The 16,444-nt window shown below is 43.9% G+C and carries 16 protein-coding genes; 14 read left to right on the top strand and 2 right to left on the bottom strand.

The window, feature by feature from the left end:
• Positions 1–42: 42 nt before the first annotated feature.
• The 3 genes from relA to CEX98_RS02890 all read left to right on the top strand — a co-directional run bounded on the left by relA (position 43) and on the right by CEX98_RS02890 (position 4,795).
• Entirely contained in the window at positions 43–2,196 is a 2,154-nt protein-coding gene (gene relA, locus CEX98_RS02900) for a GTP diphosphokinase (RefSeq protein ID WP_099640630.1), read from the top strand.
• Entirely contained in the window at positions 2,180–2,998 is an 819-nt protein-coding gene (mazG, locus tag CEX98_RS02895; protein WP_099640629.1) for a nucleoside triphosphate pyrophosphohydrolase, read from the top strand. Before relA ends, mazG begins: the two co-directional genes overlap by 17 nt.
• A gap of 162 nt (positions 2,999–3,160) precedes the next feature.
• Positions 3,161–4,795 carry a CTP synthase gene (locus CEX98_RS02890; protein ID WP_099640628.1) on the top strand — a complete coding sequence of 545 codons (1,635 nt, stop codon included), beginning with the start codon at positions 3,161–3,163 and terminating at the stop codon, positions 4,793–4,795.
• A gap of 58 nt (positions 4,796–4,853) precedes the next feature.
• Here the strand turns inward: CEX98_RS02890 and CEX98_RS22825 are convergent, their stop codons facing one another.
• A complete protein-coding gene (locus CEX98_RS22825; RefSeq protein ID WP_172439714.1) occupies positions 4,854–4,994 on the bottom strand; it encodes a hypothetical protein in 141 nt (46 codons plus the stop codon).
• Between the two features lie 44 nt (positions 4,995–5,038).
• On the opposite strand from CEX98_RS22825, the gene eno reads away from it, so the two are divergent.
• Together eno and CEX98_RS02875 are read left to right on the top strand one after the other, a co-directional pair.
• A complete protein-coding gene (eno, locus tag CEX98_RS02880; protein ID WP_099640627.1) occupies positions 5,039–6,331 on the top strand; it encodes a phosphopyruvate hydratase in 1,293 nt (430 codons plus the stop codon).
• A 220-nt stretch (positions 6,332–6,551) separates the two neighbouring features.
• Positions 6,552–6,965, top strand: a complete 414-nt coding sequence (locus CEX98_RS02875) for a hypothetical protein (RefSeq protein ID WP_143484311.1) — start codon at positions 6,552–6,554, stop codon at positions 6,963–6,965.
• Between the two features lie 339 nt (positions 6,966–7,304).
• Here CEX98_RS02875 and mutH read toward each other — a convergent pair whose 3' ends face one another.
• Complete coding sequence (gene mutH / locus CEX98_RS02870; protein ID WP_099640625.1) at positions 7,305–7,979, bottom strand: DNA mismatch repair endonuclease MutH; 675 nt, start codon at positions 7,977–7,979, stop codon at positions 7,305–7,307.
• A gap of 439 nt (positions 7,980–8,418) precedes the next feature.
• On the opposite strand from mutH, the gene rppH reads away from it, so the two are divergent.
• The 9 genes from rppH to CEX98_RS02825 all read left to right on the top strand — a co-directional run bounded on the left by rppH (position 8,419) and on the right by CEX98_RS02825 (position 16,435).
• Complete coding sequence (gene rppH / locus CEX98_RS02865) at positions 8,419–8,943, top strand: RNA pyrophosphohydrolase (protein ID WP_099640624.1); 525 nt, start codon at positions 8,419–8,421, stop codon at positions 8,941–8,943.
• A gap of 16 nt (positions 8,944–8,959) precedes the next feature.
• Complete coding sequence (gene ptsP / locus CEX98_RS02860; RefSeq protein WP_099640623.1) at positions 8,960–11,248, top strand: phosphoenolpyruvate--protein phosphotransferase; 2,289 nt, start codon at positions 8,960–8,962, stop codon at positions 11,246–11,248.
• A 47-nt stretch (positions 11,249–11,295) separates the two neighbouring features.
• Complete coding sequence (locus tag CEX98_RS02855; protein WP_099640622.1) at positions 11,296–12,105, top strand: sulfite exporter TauE/SafE family protein; 810 nt, start codon at positions 11,296–11,298, stop codon at positions 12,103–12,105.
• A gap of 9 nt (positions 12,106–12,114) precedes the next feature.
• Positions 12,115–12,927 (top strand): prolipoprotein diacylglyceryl transferase, encoded by an 813-nt coding sequence (lgt, locus tag CEX98_RS02850; RefSeq protein WP_099640621.1) that lies wholly within the window; start codon positions 12,115–12,117, stop codon positions 12,925–12,927.
• Between the two features lie 13 nt (positions 12,928–12,940).
• Positions 12,941–13,774, top strand: coding sequence for a thymidylate synthase (locus CEX98_RS02845; protein ID WP_099640620.1), 834 nt, complete (start codon positions 12,941–12,943; stop codon positions 13,772–13,774).
• Between the two features lie 222 nt (positions 13,775–13,996).
• Positions 13,997–14,509, top strand: a complete 513-nt coding sequence (locus tag CEX98_RS02840) for a hypothetical protein (protein WP_099640619.1) — start codon at positions 13,997–13,999, stop codon at positions 14,507–14,509.
• A 98-nt stretch (positions 14,510–14,607) separates the two neighbouring features.
• Positions 14,608–15,189, top strand: coding sequence for a DUF4402 domain-containing protein (locus CEX98_RS02835; RefSeq protein ID WP_099640618.1), 582 nt, complete (start codon positions 14,608–14,610; stop codon positions 15,187–15,189).
• A 62-nt stretch (positions 15,190–15,251) separates the two neighbouring features.
• A complete protein-coding gene (locus tag CEX98_RS02830) occupies positions 15,252–15,650 on the top strand; it encodes a DUF4402 domain-containing protein (protein WP_242441600.1) in 399 nt (132 codons plus the stop codon).
• Between the two features lie 62 nt (positions 15,651–15,712).
• Positions 15,713–16,435: a fimbria/pilus periplasmic chaperone gene (locus CEX98_RS02825; protein ID WP_099640642.1), complete on the top strand. Its 723-nt coding sequence runs from the start codon at positions 15,713–15,715 to the stop codon at positions 16,433–16,435.
• Positions 16,436–16,444 lie beyond the last annotated feature (9 nt).

Genomic DNA, 16,444 nt, shown 5'->3' with positions numbered 1-16,444 from the left:
TTTAATGATACTGGTAAGCAATTTTGAAGGAGGTATCACAACATGGTTGCTACTCGGCAGTCGCATCAAACTACTTTGCCATTAGAGTTTGATGCGCGACTCACTATCCTGAACTTATCAGAAGATCAACGTGAATGGCTGCAAAAGGCCTATGAACTCTGCCCTGCAGATGAGTCATCAAACTATCTTAACCAGGCGATTGAAATGGTGGAGATATTGGCTGATCTAAATTTTGATAGTGAGTCTTTAGCAACTGCGTTTTTAACTCCTTATTTTGTTGCTAATCGCTTGTCTCTAGAGCAAGTGCAAGAACAGCTGGGCGACAATATTTCTTTGCTCCTAAAAGGCGTAGAGAACATGGATACTATCAGCACGCTGGCCCACCAAAGCTCAGGTAAAGTACAAGTGGATAATATTCGTCGCATGTTACTTGCCATGGTTGAGGATGTGAGAGCAGTGGTGATTAAGCTTGCTGAGCAAATTTGCCATCTCCGTGCGGTAAAAAAAGCCTCAGAAGAGGAGCGCGTGGTTGCAGCTAAAGCCGCCGCTAATATTTTTGCTCCACTGGCCAATCGCTTAGGAATTGGGCAATTAAAGTGGGAGTTGGAAGATTTATCTTTTAGGTATCTGCACCCGGATACTTATAAATCAATTGCTAAAAAGTTGTCGGACAAACGTTTAGACCGTGAAGCTTACATGGAGAATATGGTCAGTTCGGTTGCTCAAAGGCTCGCGGATGCAGGGATTAAAGCTCAGGTATACGGTCGCCCTAAGCATATTTACAGCATCTATAAAAAGATGATGCAAAAGGGATATGAGTTCGAACAACTATTCGACATCCGAGCGATGCGTGTGGTTGTGGACGAGATCCAAGACTGTTACGCCGCATTGGGTATTGTCCATACGAGCTGGCGCCACCTAAATAAAGAGTTTGACGATTACATTGCCACACCAAAGCAAAACGGTTATCAGTCTATCCATACGGTGGTATTTGGCCCCGAGGGCAAAACAGTGGAAATTCAAATCCGCACCGAAGCCATGCACCGAGATGCTGAGCTGGGTGTCGCAGCCCATTGGATGTACAAAGAAGGCGCACTACCTGGCAGAAACTCTGGTTATGAACAAAAAATCAGTTGGCTACGTAAATTATTACAGTGGCAAGAAGAAGTGGTTGATGGTAGTGAAATTGCCGACGAGCTCAAAAATCAGGTTGTTGAGGATCGCGTTTACGTGTTTACCCCAAAAGGCGATATTTTCGACTTACCACTGGGTTCTACACCGCTCGATTTTGCCTACTATATTCACTCCAATGTTGGTCATCGCTGCATTGGTGCCAAAGTATTTGGCAAAATCGTGCCATTTACTTATACCTTACGCACAGGTGATCAGGTAGAAATACTGACACAGAAAAATGCCTCACCAAGTCGGGACTGGTTAAATCCGTCACTCGGCTATATCCACTCATCCAGAGCGCGAAGTAAGATACATCATTGGTTTAAACAACAAGATCGCGATAAAAACCTGCAAGCAGGCAAAGAGATTTTAGATAATCATTTGCAAAAGCTAGACCTTACTTACAAAGATTTAGATCCTGCTATTGAGCGTTTTAACTTTAAGGTTTTGGATGATTTAATGGTCGCAATTGGCGCTGGTGATATTCGTATCAATCAGTTTCTAAATTATGTGCAGGACAAGCCTGAAGACCCTCCTAAGCTGAAAATATCATCGCCGAAGCGCAATAAAGGCGAAAAAAATGCAGTGATTGTTGACGGTGTTGGCAGTTTGATGAGTCATATGGCCAAATGTTGTCAACCTGTACCGGGGGACGAAATTGTTGGCTATATTACCCAAGGGCGAGGCATAGCGGTACATCGTCATGATTGTGAATCGTTCGCTCATATTACAGACAAACACCCAGAGCGAGAGATCGAGGTGAGTTGGTCTGATGATGTTAAAGCCTCATATGCCATTACCTTAAAAATTGAAGCTCACGACCGTCAAGGGCTCATTCGCGATATCAGCTCGGTGTTAGCGAACGAAAAAGTCAATGTGCTCAATATGAATGTACAAACACAAGACGATAAAAATGTCGCTGTATTTTTGATGAAAGTAGAAGTGGACGACCTGTCTGCTATGCACCGTTTAGTAACCAAATTGATGCAAATTGAAGGTGTGTTTGATGCCAAACGACTCTAAATCTGCAAACAATGACGCTATGGAGCGGTTACTTACTATTATGTCGCAGCTTCGTGACCCAAACACCGGATGTGATTGGGACAAAAAGCAAACCTTTGCCACCATAGTACCGCACACGCTTGAAGAAGCGCATGAAGTCGCCGATGCAATTGAGCGAGGCGACTTGGCGCACTTAAAAGAAGAGCTGGGGGATTTGCTATTTCAAGTGATCTTTTATGCTCAACTTGGCAAAGAGCAAGGATTGTTTGACTTTGAGGACATAGTACAAACGCTGAATGAAAAGCTGGTCAGACGCCATCCCCATGTGTTTGAAGAACCGCAAACGCTCTCGGAGGCAGAGCTTGAGCAGCAATGGCACGCGATTAAGCAACAAGAAAAGCCAGCTCACCACGATATTGCGTTTGCCGCTGACATTCCAGCGAGTTTGCCTGCGTTATCAAAGGCCTACAAGATACAAAAAAAGGCCGCTAAATTAGGTTTTGATTGGCCGAGTTACCATGGTGCTTGGGATAAAGTAAAAGAGGAAGTCGACGAGGTAGCAGAAGCGCTGCAAGCAGATCCCTTATCTGAGCACACAGCGGAAGAAGTCGGCGACTTGCTATTTGCTACCGTGAATGTGAGTCGTCATATTAAGCGTGACCCTGAGCAATTGCTACGACAAGCCAGTGAAAAGTTCAAACGTCGATTTGTGCAAATCGAAGCGGTGTTGCATGAGTCATCCCTTTCGTTGGAGGAGGCTGATTTAGCTACTATGGATGCGGCATGGGAAACGGTTAAACGAAGGCAGCAGAAGGAAAATTGAAAGCCTGACTTAAACGTTTACTGATTTTTAATCTGGGTGTATGAAAATATATTACCTGCCTAAGTCATTTTTAGCTGGAATGACTTAGGGGCTTTTGCTATACTATCGCCCCGTCTTGATTCTTATTTAAATTCCAATTTTCCTGAAATTTCTAGGGTTCGCATGAGTACAAAATTTATCTTCGTAACGGGCGGAGTAGTATCCTCCTTGGGTAAAGGTATTGCAGCTGCTTCTTTAGCCGCTATATTAGAAGCACGAGGTTTGAAAGTAACGATTCTAAAGCTGGATCCTTACATCAATGTTGACCCTGGGACAATGAGCCCTATCCAACACGGTGAAGTATTCGTAACCGAAGATGGTGCGGAAACGGACCTTGACCTTGGTCACTATGAGCGTTTTATTCGTACCAAAATGACCAAACGTAACAACTTCACGCAAGGCCGTGTATTTGAAGACGTACTGCGCAAAGAGCGTAGAGGTGAGTACTTAGGTGCGACTATTCAAGTTATTCCGCATATCACCAACGACATCAAACGTCGCGTTCTTGAAGGCGCAGAAGGTCATGATGTTGCTATCGTAGAGATCGGTGGTACGGTAGGTGATATCGAGTCACAACCTTTCCTAGAAGCCATTCGTCAGCTTGGCACGGAGCTTGGCCGTGAAAGTGCATTATTTATGCATTTAACGCTTGTTCCTTTCTTGGGCCCTGCAGGTGAAGTGAAAACAAAGCCGACACAGCATTCTGTAAAAGAGCTTCGCTCAATTGGTATTCAACCTGATATTTTGATCTGTCGTTCAGATCGTAAACTACCAGCGAACGAGCGTGCGAAAATCGCACTTTTCACCAATGTTGAAGAAAAAGCGGTTATCTCACTACAAGACGTAGACAGCATTTATAAGATCCCTGCGCTATTAAAGTCGCAAGAGCTTGATAACATCATTTGCCGTCGTTTTTACCTAGAATGTCCAGAAGCAGATTTAGCTGAGTGGGAACAGGTACTTTATCAAGAGTCAAACCCTACAGGTGAAGTGACAATTGGTATGGTGGGTAAATACATTGAGCTGCCAGATGCATACAAGTCTGTAAACGAAGCATTGAAGCACGCCGGGTTGAAAAATCGCCTAACGGTAAACATTGAGTATGTGGATTCTCAAGATATTGAAAGCAAAGGCACTGAGCTGCTTGAGCATCTTGATGCTATCTTAGTACCAGGCGGGTTTGGTAACCGTGGTGTTGAGGGGAAAATTTTAGCCGCTAAATACGCACGTGAAAATAAAATACCCTATTTAGGTATTTGTTTAGGCATGCAGGTAGCACTTATCGAGTATGCTCGTAACGTGGCGGGTTTAGCCGGTGCTAACTCAACTGAATTCGATCTTGAAAGTCCACACCCTGTAGTTGGTTTGATCACAGAGTGGTTAGATGCAGATGGCAAGATTGAAGTTCGTGATGAAGACTCAGATCTTGGCGGTACAATGCGTCTTGGTGCGCAACTTTGTCACCTGAAAGAAGGTTCTAAAGTGCGTGAAGTTTACGGTAATGCTGAAGTAGTTGAGCGCCACCGTCATCGCTACGAAGTAAACAACAACTATGTAGGTGAGCTTGAAAAAGCAGGTCTACAATTCACAGGCCTCTCTGAAGATAAGAAGCTAGTTGAGATCATTGAAAACAAAGATCACCCTTGGTTTATCGCGGCTCAATTCCACCCTGAGTTCACGTCAACGCCTCGTGATGGTCACCCATTATTTGAAGGGTTTGTTGCGGCGGCATACAGCCACCAAAAAGCCTCTTCATAATAAGAAAAAGCCGTGCTCTTGCACGGCTTTTTTGTTGCAAAAGGTTTTGCAATAGGCGCTAAGTATAGTGTTTATCGCCAAGCTTTTTTCTATCTCTAATCGCAGGCAATGCGATACGTGTAAAATCTTCACTTTGCCAAGCATCAGAGATAGGGCAAACTTTAATGCGGGTTTGATGAACCCAAAATTCGCCTGCCACTGAGCAGCGCAACACACACCACTTTGGGAATAAGAGGAATCAAGATGTCAAAAATCGTTAAAGTGATTGGCCGTGAAGTTATGGACTCACGCGGTAACCCAACAGTAGAAGCGGACGTACACCTAGAATCAGGTGCATGGGGCCGTGCATGTGCACCATCAGGTGCGTCTACGGGTACTCGTGAAGCACTAGAACTACGTGACGGTGATAAGTCTCGTTACTTAGGTAAAGGTGTATTAACTGCGGTAAACTACGTCAATAACGAAATCGCGGCAGCACTTGAAGGTCAAAATGCACTAGAGCAACGTGCAATCGACCAAATCATGTTGGATTTAGACGGCACTGAAAATAAAGAAAAACTAGGTGCAAACGCAATTCTTGCGGTATCTCTAGCAACAGCCAAAGCAGCAGCACAAGACAAAGGCGTGGCGCTATACGAGCATATTGCAGATATCAACGGTACAGCAGGGCAGTATTCAATGCCTGTTCCGATGATGAACATTATCAATGGTGGTGAGCACGCGGATAACAACGTTGATATTCAAGAGTTCATGGTTCAGCCTGTTGGTGCAACAAGCTTCCGTGAAGCACTACGTATGGGTGCTGAAATCTTCCACAGCCTGAAAAAAGTACTGAAGTCACGCGGCCTAAACACTGCGGTAGGTGACGAAGGTGGTTTTGCTCCTGATCTTAAGTCAAACGAAGAAGCGTTAGAAGTGATCGTAGAAGCAGTTGCTGCAGCTGGCTACGAAATGAACAAAGACGTAACGCTAGCACTTGACTGTGCAGCGTCTGAGTTTTACGTTGATGGCAAATACGACCTAAAAGGCGAAGGTAAAACATTCGATTCTGAGGGTTTTGCTGGCTTCTTAGCTGATCTTGCTGCACGTTACCCAATTGTATCAATTGAAGATGGTCTAGACGAAAGCGATTGGGCTGGCTGGAAAATCCTAACCGACAAAATTGGCGATAAAGTTCAGTTAGTGGGTGATGACCTATTTGTAACAAATACTAAGATCCTAAAGCGTGGTATCGAAGAAAGCATCGGTAACTCAATCTTGATCAAGTTTAACCAAATTGGTTCACTGTCTGAAACGCTTGATGCTATCAAAATGGCGCAAGATGCAGGCTTCACTGCCGTTATTTCGCACCGCTCTGGTGAGACTGAAGACGCAACCATTGCTGATTTAGCTGTGGCTACCGCGGCTGGTCAAATTAAGACGGGTTCACTTTGTCGTTCAGACCGTGTAGCTAAATATAACCAGTTGCTACGTATTGAAGAAGCGCTAGGTGAAAAGGCGATTTATAAAGGTCGCAGCGAAATCAAAGGTCAGTAATTAGATTACGACTCGAGATGAAAAAAGCGCCAGTTTAGACTGGCGTTTTTTTATGCCTACAACCTTCATTAAACTTGCTTTGCCCAATTAACAAGGCTTGTCTACAATTAAAAAAACAGAGGTTCGAATAAGAAGTTTTTAAAGAAGCTAATATAGTATTTCACTCTTCAAATTGACAGGAGAGTTAATTCAATTCACATCACAGGACGTGACTAACATTATGGATAAAGTAAAAGCATTTTCAATTGTTGAAGCACTCGCTAATGGTGTAGATCCCATCACAGGAGAAGTGATGGACGCCAGCTCCCCATATAATCACCCAGATATTATTAGAGCACTCTTTCTCATACTGAATACTCAGCCTAAAAAGCATATCAAGAAAACGCTGGAGCAACGTCAAACCGAAAACATAGCGAAGCGATTACCAAAAAATCATGGCTTGCCTTGGTCGCAAGAAGCGATTGAGCAAGTGATTGCATTATTTAACAGCCAAACCGCAGTAGCAGACATTGCAGAGCGCTTTGCAAGAAAGCCAAACTCAATTATCGGGTTACTAAGAAAGCAACAAGTGATCAGCGATGAGCAGGCCTATGCTATGGGGTTTGTGTTTCGTCGTCGCCAGGGAAGCGCTTGAGCTCACTCTAGGACCTGTTGATCTTTCAAGTTTGTTTTTGCAGCAGTTTGATTGCCATTTATACAAGGCAAAGCCTGTGTCGCATAGTTATTCTATGTGAGTCAGGCGATAAAGACTTTATGCTCCTGCAAAGTCACCTTATCCCACATCCTTGTGGGGCAACACAGAAGAAATGCTAATCAAGTGCAGCTCTTTGAGTTCCCCTGAGTGCGCTCTGTTCATTGTTGCTCAACTTTTGCTTAGATTACTAGGCGGCAAGTCGAGCGCCGCGACCAAAACCCACTCAGAGGTACAAAAATCAAACAGTAAAGGTCAACAGGCCCTAGTAACTGGCAATTGTTAGCAGCCAAACTCTTGCGCCAATATTGACTGAGTAAAATTGATTTTTAAATAGAACCCCCTTGGTAAAGTTTGAATAATTTTACCGTTAGGCCCGATGGCGTCTGTGAGTGCTTTGGCATTGGCTGCTTTTGGCCTTATTTGCATAACTTCTCCAAGGTGTCCGGAGATCTGCTCTACTTGCCCAGTGGCGATCAACTCGATTTGCTCTTCCCAGTCTCTACGCAGTTGCTGCTCTTGGCTAGAGTTAGGTTGCCACAAGAATCCGTGACCAATTACCCGCTCTACTAGTGGGATTTCACGTTCGGCAAGGATAGGTAACCAAAGTACATGGGTGAGCTTCTTTTTGACGCTTGAGTCTTCCCACGTTAATCCTGTTAGTTGGGTGAGGGGCACGACCGACACATAGGTTGTTTCTAGCGGCTTCCCTTGATAGCTGATCGGGAGTGTTTTTAGCTCTACACCGATATGTTCAAAGTCGGGGACAGGTTTGGAGCCTGCTGTGGCCCCTAAGGCTGCCTCAATTAATTGTCCCACCCAGCCTTTTTCTCTGAGCAGGTCTTGTGGAGTCTTGAATGATAGTTGCTGAGCAAGCTCACCTAAGGTTAAGCCTGCAATGCTATCAACACGTTGCATTAATTCTCCGACTGAATGTGGCGGTGTGGTTGTTTGCAATGCGCCCTCCAAGTGAATACATCAAAACGGAAATTATAAATGAATTTAGTTGTTGAAGTAAGTTGGTTGATTTGTGTTCAACCTAAGTATGTGGTTTATTTAGAGCGAGTAGGTAGATCGAATATGAAGCTTATCTTAATGATAAATATACAATTATTTTTTAGTTTTTGAACTTGAGCCGAACTGTAAAAATGTCCTCTTTGGATAAATACAAGACTATAAACATAATTATCCACAGAATATGTGGAAAACCTGAGTTTTTAAATCTTAAATTGTGGATTTGTTCGTAATTTAAACGGTTTGATTTGAAGTTATGCACAAGTTGTGGGTAACTTGAGAGTATGTTGCGAAAATTTAGGTATAGCGTGGAATTAAATTTGCCGTGACGCGGGAGTTGTGGAACAATCATTAAAAATCGACTTATAAATGAGGCACTAAGGTGATTGATGCCGAAGGGTTTCGTGCCAATGTCGGAATAGTGATTTGTAATAATCAGGGGCAGGTTTTTTGGGCCCGTCGTTACGGACAACACTCTTGGCAATTTCCTCAAGGTGGGATAGATCAAGGGGAAACGCCTGAGCAAACGATGTATCGTGAACTTCATGAAGAAGTGGGACTTAGGCCAGAAGATGTTGAAATAGTAGCAAGTTCTAAACATTGGTTACGTTACAAACTACCGAAAAGGTTAATTAGACGAGATTCCAGTCCAGTTTGTATTGGACAGAAACAAAAATGGTTTTTGTTGAAACTTAGGTGTAAAGATGAAGACGTAGACTTATTGCGTACTCATCATCCTGAGTTTGATGATTGGCGTTGGGTGAGTTATTGGTATCCGGTACGCCAGGTCGTGTCGTTTAAGCGTGATGTCTATCGACGTGTAATGAAAGAGTTCGCCCCATTTGCGATGCCATTTGGCAAGCGCGAGCAACAAGGGCAGAAGGATTTTTGGCGCAACAAACGATAAAGTAAAGGAGCGGCAAGTGTTAGCAACGTTGAGATCGATTGCTGAGTCAGTGGCACAGCAAAGTGACTTACAAAGTGCATTAAATTGCTTTGTCACTATGGTTAAAGAAGCGATGCGCACAGAATGCTGCTCTGTTTATTTTGCCGATTACAGCCAAGATAATTTCATTCTAATGGCAACGGACGGACTTAACCCCAATGCGATTGGGCAATTCCGTATGGGTTTTACTGAGGGACTTGTTGGCCTCGTCGCGCAAAGAGAAGAACCCATTAACGTGGCGCATGCTCAGTCTCACCCAAGATTTAAACTCTCCCCAGAAGTCAACGAAGAAGGCTACAACGCTTTTTTGTCAGTGCCAGTGGTCCACCAACGCAAAGTCCTTGGGGTTATCGTGGTGCAGCAAAAAATTGCACGCGTCTTTAGCCATGATGAAGAATCATTTCTGATCACCTTGTCGGCTCAGCTTGCGTCGCAGTTGGCTAACACCGAAATCCAAACGTTACTGCAACAGGACGCCAGTAGTCATCGTACATCCGTACTCAAAGGGGTGTCCAGTGCGCCAGGCATTGCGTTGGGTGACGGGTATGTGGTGCTACCTCATATTGACTTTGCCAGCATCGAACCGCAGCAACATCAAAATAGTCAGCAGCAACTGCACCTTTTTCATCAGGCTGTGGCTGCTACTCGGCAAGAGTTTCATATTTTAGCCAGCACACTCAGTGATGATATTCCAAAAGAAGCCGTGGCGGTATTTGAGGTTTATCAACAATTGCTCGATGCTAAGAGTTTAGGCAAGCAGGTTGAATCCGAAATTCAGCAAGGTTGGAACGCAAAAACAGCATTAAAAATCGTCATTGAAAAACTGGTGGCGCAGTTTGATATGATGAGCGACCCTTACATTAAGGAGCGCGCCATTGATGTGCAGGATATTGGCCTTCGAGTGCTTCAGCACCTAGTATCAACAGAGCAGGCCGTTAAACATTATCCAGACAACACAATTCTTATTGCGCATACCCTTACCCCCACAATGCTGGCACAAGTGCCAAAGGAAAAACTCAAAGGGGTGGTGAGTGTGCATGGATCTGCAAATTCACACGCTTCTATCTTGACCCGAGCGATGGGGGTTCCCGCTATCTGGGGGATAGAAGATATTCCATTGCTGCAGTTTGATGGCAAGTCTATGATCATGGATGCATATTCTGGACGGCTTTATATTTCACCGTCACAAATGCTCGTTAATGAATATGTTGAAATCAAACGCAAAGACAACATACTGCATGATAAGTTTGAAGCTGAGCACGATTTACCTCCCATTACCCTCGATGGAGAGCGTATAAATTTGCTGCTAAATGCCGGACTGGACCTTTCCACCGAAACCTTAAGTGCAAGTTATTGTGATGGTGTAGGTTTGTATCGAACTGAGTCATGGTTTATGCAAAAAGGTCAGTTTCCGTCTCAAGCTGAGCAAGAGGTGTGGTATCGGGAAGTGTTAACACGATACCACCCTGAGCCTGTGGTGATGAGAACGTTAGATATTGGTGGCGATAAGATTCTCGACTACTTTGATATTCAAGAAGATAATCCATTCCTTGGGTGGCGAGGCATTCGGGTTTCTCTTGATCATCCGGAGCTGTTTCTAGATCAAATAAAAGCAATGATCAAAGCCAATGCCGGTCTTGGTAATCTTCAGATCATGTTGCCCATGGTAGGGCACAGCGAAGAAATTGAAGAGGCGATGGCGCTAATCGAACAAGCTTGCTTTGAACTTCAAGATGAGTGGGCTGATCCTTTCTACACGATAGATAGACCCGAAGTCGGTGTGATGCTGGAGGTGCCCTCGAGTATCTACTTGCTACCTGACTGGGCAAAGAAAATAGACTTTTGCTCGGTTGGAAGTAACGACTTAACCCAATATCTCTTGGCTGTTGATAGAACCAATGCCCAGGTTGCCGATCTGTTTGACCCCTATCACCCAAGTGTGTTGAGAGTGTTAAATCACATTGCTCAGCAGTGTGAGTTACATGAATTACCTTTTAGCTTATGCGGTGAACTAGGTGGAGACCCCGAAGGTGCCATTCTTTTAATTGCAATGGGGTATCGGCGCTTAAGTATGAACATTTCTTCACTTAATAAAGTTAAATGGGTACTACGGCGGCTTAAAGTAACTGACATGGAAATATTACTTGAAAGCTGCCTCTCACAACCTTCCTCCAAGCAGGTCCGTCGGATCATCAAAGAATTCATGATTGAGCATAACTTTGCTGAATTACTCTACACAAGCCATCAAGCAAAGGGTGCTTCTTAACGCTATTTACGCTACCATTAGCGCGCTAAAAGAATAAGAGCTTGTTGATGGAAACTATTTTACTCATCGTTGTACTATGCGCTTTGCTCGGCTGTGCGGTTGGCTTTTTGGCCGGCCTGCTCGGAATTGGGGGCGGGTTGTTAATAGTTCCGATTTTATCAGTCATACTCACTAAGTTTGAGATAATCCCAAAAGAGCAGGTGGTGTTAGTCGCCATTGCCACATCGCTTGCATCGATTATATTCACCTCGACGTCGTCCGCCAAAGCCCATCATAAAAATGACAATGTTCCATGGCACATTGCTCCTTGGGTAATGTTAGGCGTCGCAATTGGTGCTTTGGGGAGTGGCTTTGCCGCGGTACTGTTGCCAGAAAAAATGGTAAGGGTTATTTTTGTCGTGAGTGTTATTGGTATCGCCATGAAGATGGCATGGAGTTCTCGAAGGCCGCCACAATCAACAAGGGTGATGCCAACCGGCCCAATACTGTCCGTGTTAACGTCAGTGACAGGAGCACTATCGGCAATGATTGGGATAGGAGGCGGTGCGTTAATCGTACCATTACTCACCTTTTTCTCACTTGATATGAAAAAAGCGATCGGATGTGCCTCTGCAAGTGGCATTGTTATCGCAATATTTGGTTCCTTTGGTTATATTGCTTCAGGGACTAAACATGTGGATATTGAGCATGGATTTTTAGGTTTTGTCTATTTACCGGCTTTGGTTGGTATCGTGGCGACCTCTTGGTTTATGGCGCCAGTAGGTGCTAAGGCGACTCACCACTTACCAGTTACCACAATTAAAAAAGTGTTTGCGGCGTTACTGATTATTATCGCTGGCAATATGTTAATGAATTAAGGAAAGGCTATGGCTTTGCAGTTTCCACAGATAGACCCTGTGATTTTCTCCATCGGACCGCTCAGTGTTCGTTGGTATGGCTTGATGTATCTAATCGGTTTTATGTTCGCAATGTGGTGGGCAGGTAAAGAGGCTAAAAAACCGAATTCAGGTTGGAATAAAGACCAAGTGGGTGACTTAGTATTTTACTCAATGCTCGGGGTGATCCTCGGCGGTCGTATCGGTTATGTACTGTTCTATCAATTTAGTCACTTTATTGAAAATCCGATTTATCTATTTAGAGTGGACCAAGGAGGAATGTCATTCCACGGTGGGGCACTTGGGGTGATCACTGCAATTGTGGTGTATGCTCTCAAGAATAAACGGTCTATTTTGTCGGTGGGAGATTTTGTTGTACCTATGGTTCCTGTGGGACTGTTTGCAGGGCGAATAGGTAATTTCATAAATGGAGAATTATGGGGTCGTGTAACCGATGTACCATGGGCTTTTGTTTTCCCAACAGGCGGGCCTCAACCACGCCATCCATCGCAATTATATGAAGCATTTTTTGAAGGTCTAGTGCTGTTTGTTATGTTGCTCTGGTTTAGGAAAAAACCTCGTCCAGCAGGCAGTGTGGCAGGACTATTTTTAGCAGGTTATGGTGTATTCCGTTTTGCAATTGAGTATTTCCGTGAACCAGATGCCCACATTGGTTTATATGGCGGTATCATCTCTCAGGGTCAGATCTTATCTTTACCTATGGTGATCGCCGGTGCCGTGTTAATGATTTGGGCATACAAACGTGAAGACAAGCATACCTCAGCAAAACAAGTGAAGAGTTAAAGAGTAGCGAATAATGAAGCAATATTTAGAACTTATGCGTCACGTACGTGATAACGGCACAAAAAAAGAGGACCGCACAGGTACCGGTACGGTCAGCGTATTTGGCTATCAAATGCGCTTCAACCTGCAAGAAGGCTTTCCACTCGTAACAACCAAAAAATGCCATCTTCGTTCAATTATTCATGAGCTACTGTGGTTTTTAAAAGGTGATACTAATATCACTTACCTCAAGGAAAATGGGGTCAGTATATGGGATGGCTGGGCGACTGATGAGGGCGATTTAGGCCCTGTTTATGGCAGTCAATGGCGTTCTTGGGTTGGCCCGAATGGTGAGGTAGTTGATCAAATCAAAGAGGTTGTTGAGCAAATCAAAACTAACCCAGATTCGCGCCGACTGATTGTTAGTGCGTGGAATCCGGCGTTGTTACCAGACACCAACTATTCGCCGAAGGAAAATGCGGCTATGGGCAAACAGGCGCTTCCGCCCTGTCATACTCTGTTTCAATTCTATGTGCTAGATGGCAAACTCTCATGTCAGTTATATCAACGCAGTGCAGATATTTTCCTTGGAGTTCCATTTAATATAGCCAGCTACGCCTTGCTTACTATGATGATTGCCCAAGTTTGCGACTTAGAAGTTGGTGATTTTGTTCACACTTTTGGTGATGCTCATCTATATTTAAATCATATGGAGCAGGTTGAAGAACAATTAAGCCGTGAGCCGTATGCAAAACCTACAATGCGAATTAACCCTGAAGTAAAGGATATATTCGATTTCAAATATGAAGACTTTGAGTTGGTAGACTATCAATCTCATCCCCATATTAAGGCGCCAGTGGCTATTTAATTTGATGCGGTAAATATGAAGGTCATTACTCCTGTAGTAGGCGTTTGCTGGATACCAGCTGCCATTGCAGGGGTAAAGAAGACAGTAATTATTTTATATTACAGAAAAAACTAAATGAATTACCTTTAGTCAAAAAGGTGAATATTTGCGATAAAAGCATTTGGCTATTTAACTTAGCTTAGGTAGTATTGGGTACTAAATGGATTTTTGTTGTAACTTGCTGTGAATACTTACTTTTTTATTTTGATCTCGCTCACATTATCTACAGTGCTATCGGGTTGTAGCAGTGGTCAGCACTCGGTTCCGCAGCTTAACGAGCAACAGTTAGAGAGTGTCGAGCGCCTCAGTCTTTTAGAACAAGACTTATCCACTTTGTTGAGTTTATTAGAGCAACAGGCTGATGTTGTTGACGTTCAAAGCTCAACCCGTCCTGGACAAAAAGTTAAGCGCTACGTGGCAAAGCAACACGAGCAATCATTGTCAGTAGATAGCATAAAACTTAGGCTCTTTCCTATTTTTAAGAACTCCACATCGCAACTACAAAGGCATCAAGCATTTTTATCGGCCATCAAGAGTCGGTTTCCAAGTCTATTTGCTGAGGCTGAAGTCGCTATACAGGAGTTTAACGATAGAAGCTGGGCAACTATCTCAGGATTGCAATCAACGCAGGAAGCAAAAGTGTATTGTCGCTTACTTTCTGTGCAAAGTGTTGATTGTAGAAGATTAATGCTTTAATTTTTACTAAAGTTTTCCTATTTAGGAACGATAAAGAATTAGCCATCAAAAAACGGTATTTCGGTGGCGATAAAAACTACCTCTAAAGGAATTTAAAGATGAAAACAATCGTTAAATCTGCGCTTATCTTAAGTGCAATCTCTACTACTCTACTCGCCTCTTCTGCAATTGCAAAAACCGCCAGACTGGAAGTTAAAGTTGAAGTAAAAAACTTATTTTCAGCTGATGCTACCGAAGCGCTTGATTTTGGAACGTTAAGGGTACAAGGTGATGCAACCGATATTGCTACGATGAAAATTGAAGCCGACCCAGCATTAGTTGATCCAGAAATTGCGAATCCAGGCAATGCTGTAATTAACCTTATCGCACCAGGTGGCCCCGGCGTGATAGAGATTTCAGACGCTGCACCGAATACAGAACTGACTATTACCGCACCGGCCTCGACAACAGTTAATAGTGTTGGCAACGCATCGTTCGATCTGAAAGACTTTGAGTTTTACGTCGTAAATGGCGCTCAGCCTAACAGTGAAGTAACTAACAACAAGTTTAGAGTGGATGAAACGGGTGTCGCTAAGCTTTCTGTTGGCGCAACATTGAGTACTCAAGCGCTAGGCAGTGGTACGGCGACATATGGCAGTGGCAGCTACGATGGTAAAGTAGAAATAGAAATCGCTTACTAATAATGTTGCGGCTTGTTGTACTAGCGCTCTTATGCGCTAGCCTCTGCGCCAAAGCGCAAGATGTGTCGATAACTTCAGATCTTAGCTTTGGCACAATTGCCATTATTGATCCGAATAGCGCAGGGACAGTGACGATAGTGCCAAACACTAGACCCCAAACGTCTAGTAACCTTCTTTTTGTTAAATTTGGTCATGCCGCAGAAATTGTATTAACAGGCTTTCCCAATAACCGTCAAATTAGCGTGCAATCAAATATTTACAACGACTGGCTAGGATACTGGAATCTTGGGGCATCAGATACCTTTCAGTTGATGACGCTTTATCATGAAAACGTCATTACCACCGATAGTGTCGGATCTGGCGGGTTTAAAGTGGGTGGGCAATTGCGTTTTGCTGGTAATGGAAAGGCCCCCACGGATGGCACGCAAACCTTAAACGTTGAAATAACTTTATCTTACTAATTATGAAAAAAATATTATTTATCTTACTTGTTCTATTCAGTTTCAAGGTTAGCGCAAACCTTTTGATCACACCTACACGGGTTGCATTTGAAGAGCGTCAGCGCATAGAAAGGGTCACGATAATTAACAATGGTGAAGAAACCAAATCTTACCGCCTTGAATTTCAAGAAAAGCTGGCGCTTAGGGAAGGTGGTTATGCCAACTTTGCACAGCCAGAAATAAATCCTATGGCAGCCAGCTCATTTATTCGCGTTTCTCCTCGTCAAATAACCTTAGGGCCGGGTGAGCGCCAAGTTATTAAATTAGCGGTGAGAAGAAAATCAAATATGACACAGGGAGAGTATCGCTCCCATTTACTGTTTAGAGAGTTACCGGATGAACAAGGTGAATTGCAAGCAGGCATCAATATTGACGTACTGATGAGCTACAGTATCCCGGTAATCCTCAGAGTCGGTAATCCTCAGCCGCAGATAGGGCTTGAAGCGGTTAATTGGCACGAATTAAAAGATGGGAGACAATCTTTTGAGGTGATACTGAGTCGCTCGGGTAAGTACAGTAGCTTTGGTGTGTTGTCGGCGTATTGGCAAGGTCAGCATGATGCCCAACCGCAGCAAATAGGGGTGCTCAATAAGTTTGCAATTTATCCAGAATTAAATCAACGAACGGTTAACTTTTTGGTAGACAAAGCCATCGAGCTAAAGCCACCAGGAAAAGTAGTGGTCAAGTATGAAGGCGAAGAGGAGTTTACCAATCGAACGTTCGTAGAAGACGCCGTCTCTTTTTAGTCTTGAGCG

This window comes from Pseudoalteromonas piscicida (genome assembly GCF_002744175.1).
Classification (GTDB): domain Bacteria; phylum Pseudomonadota; class Gammaproteobacteria; order Enterobacterales; family Alteromonadaceae; genus Pseudoalteromonas; species Pseudoalteromonas piscicida_B.
Note: the sequence above shows the minus strand (reverse complement) of the source record. Positions and strands in the feature narration are given on the sequence as shown.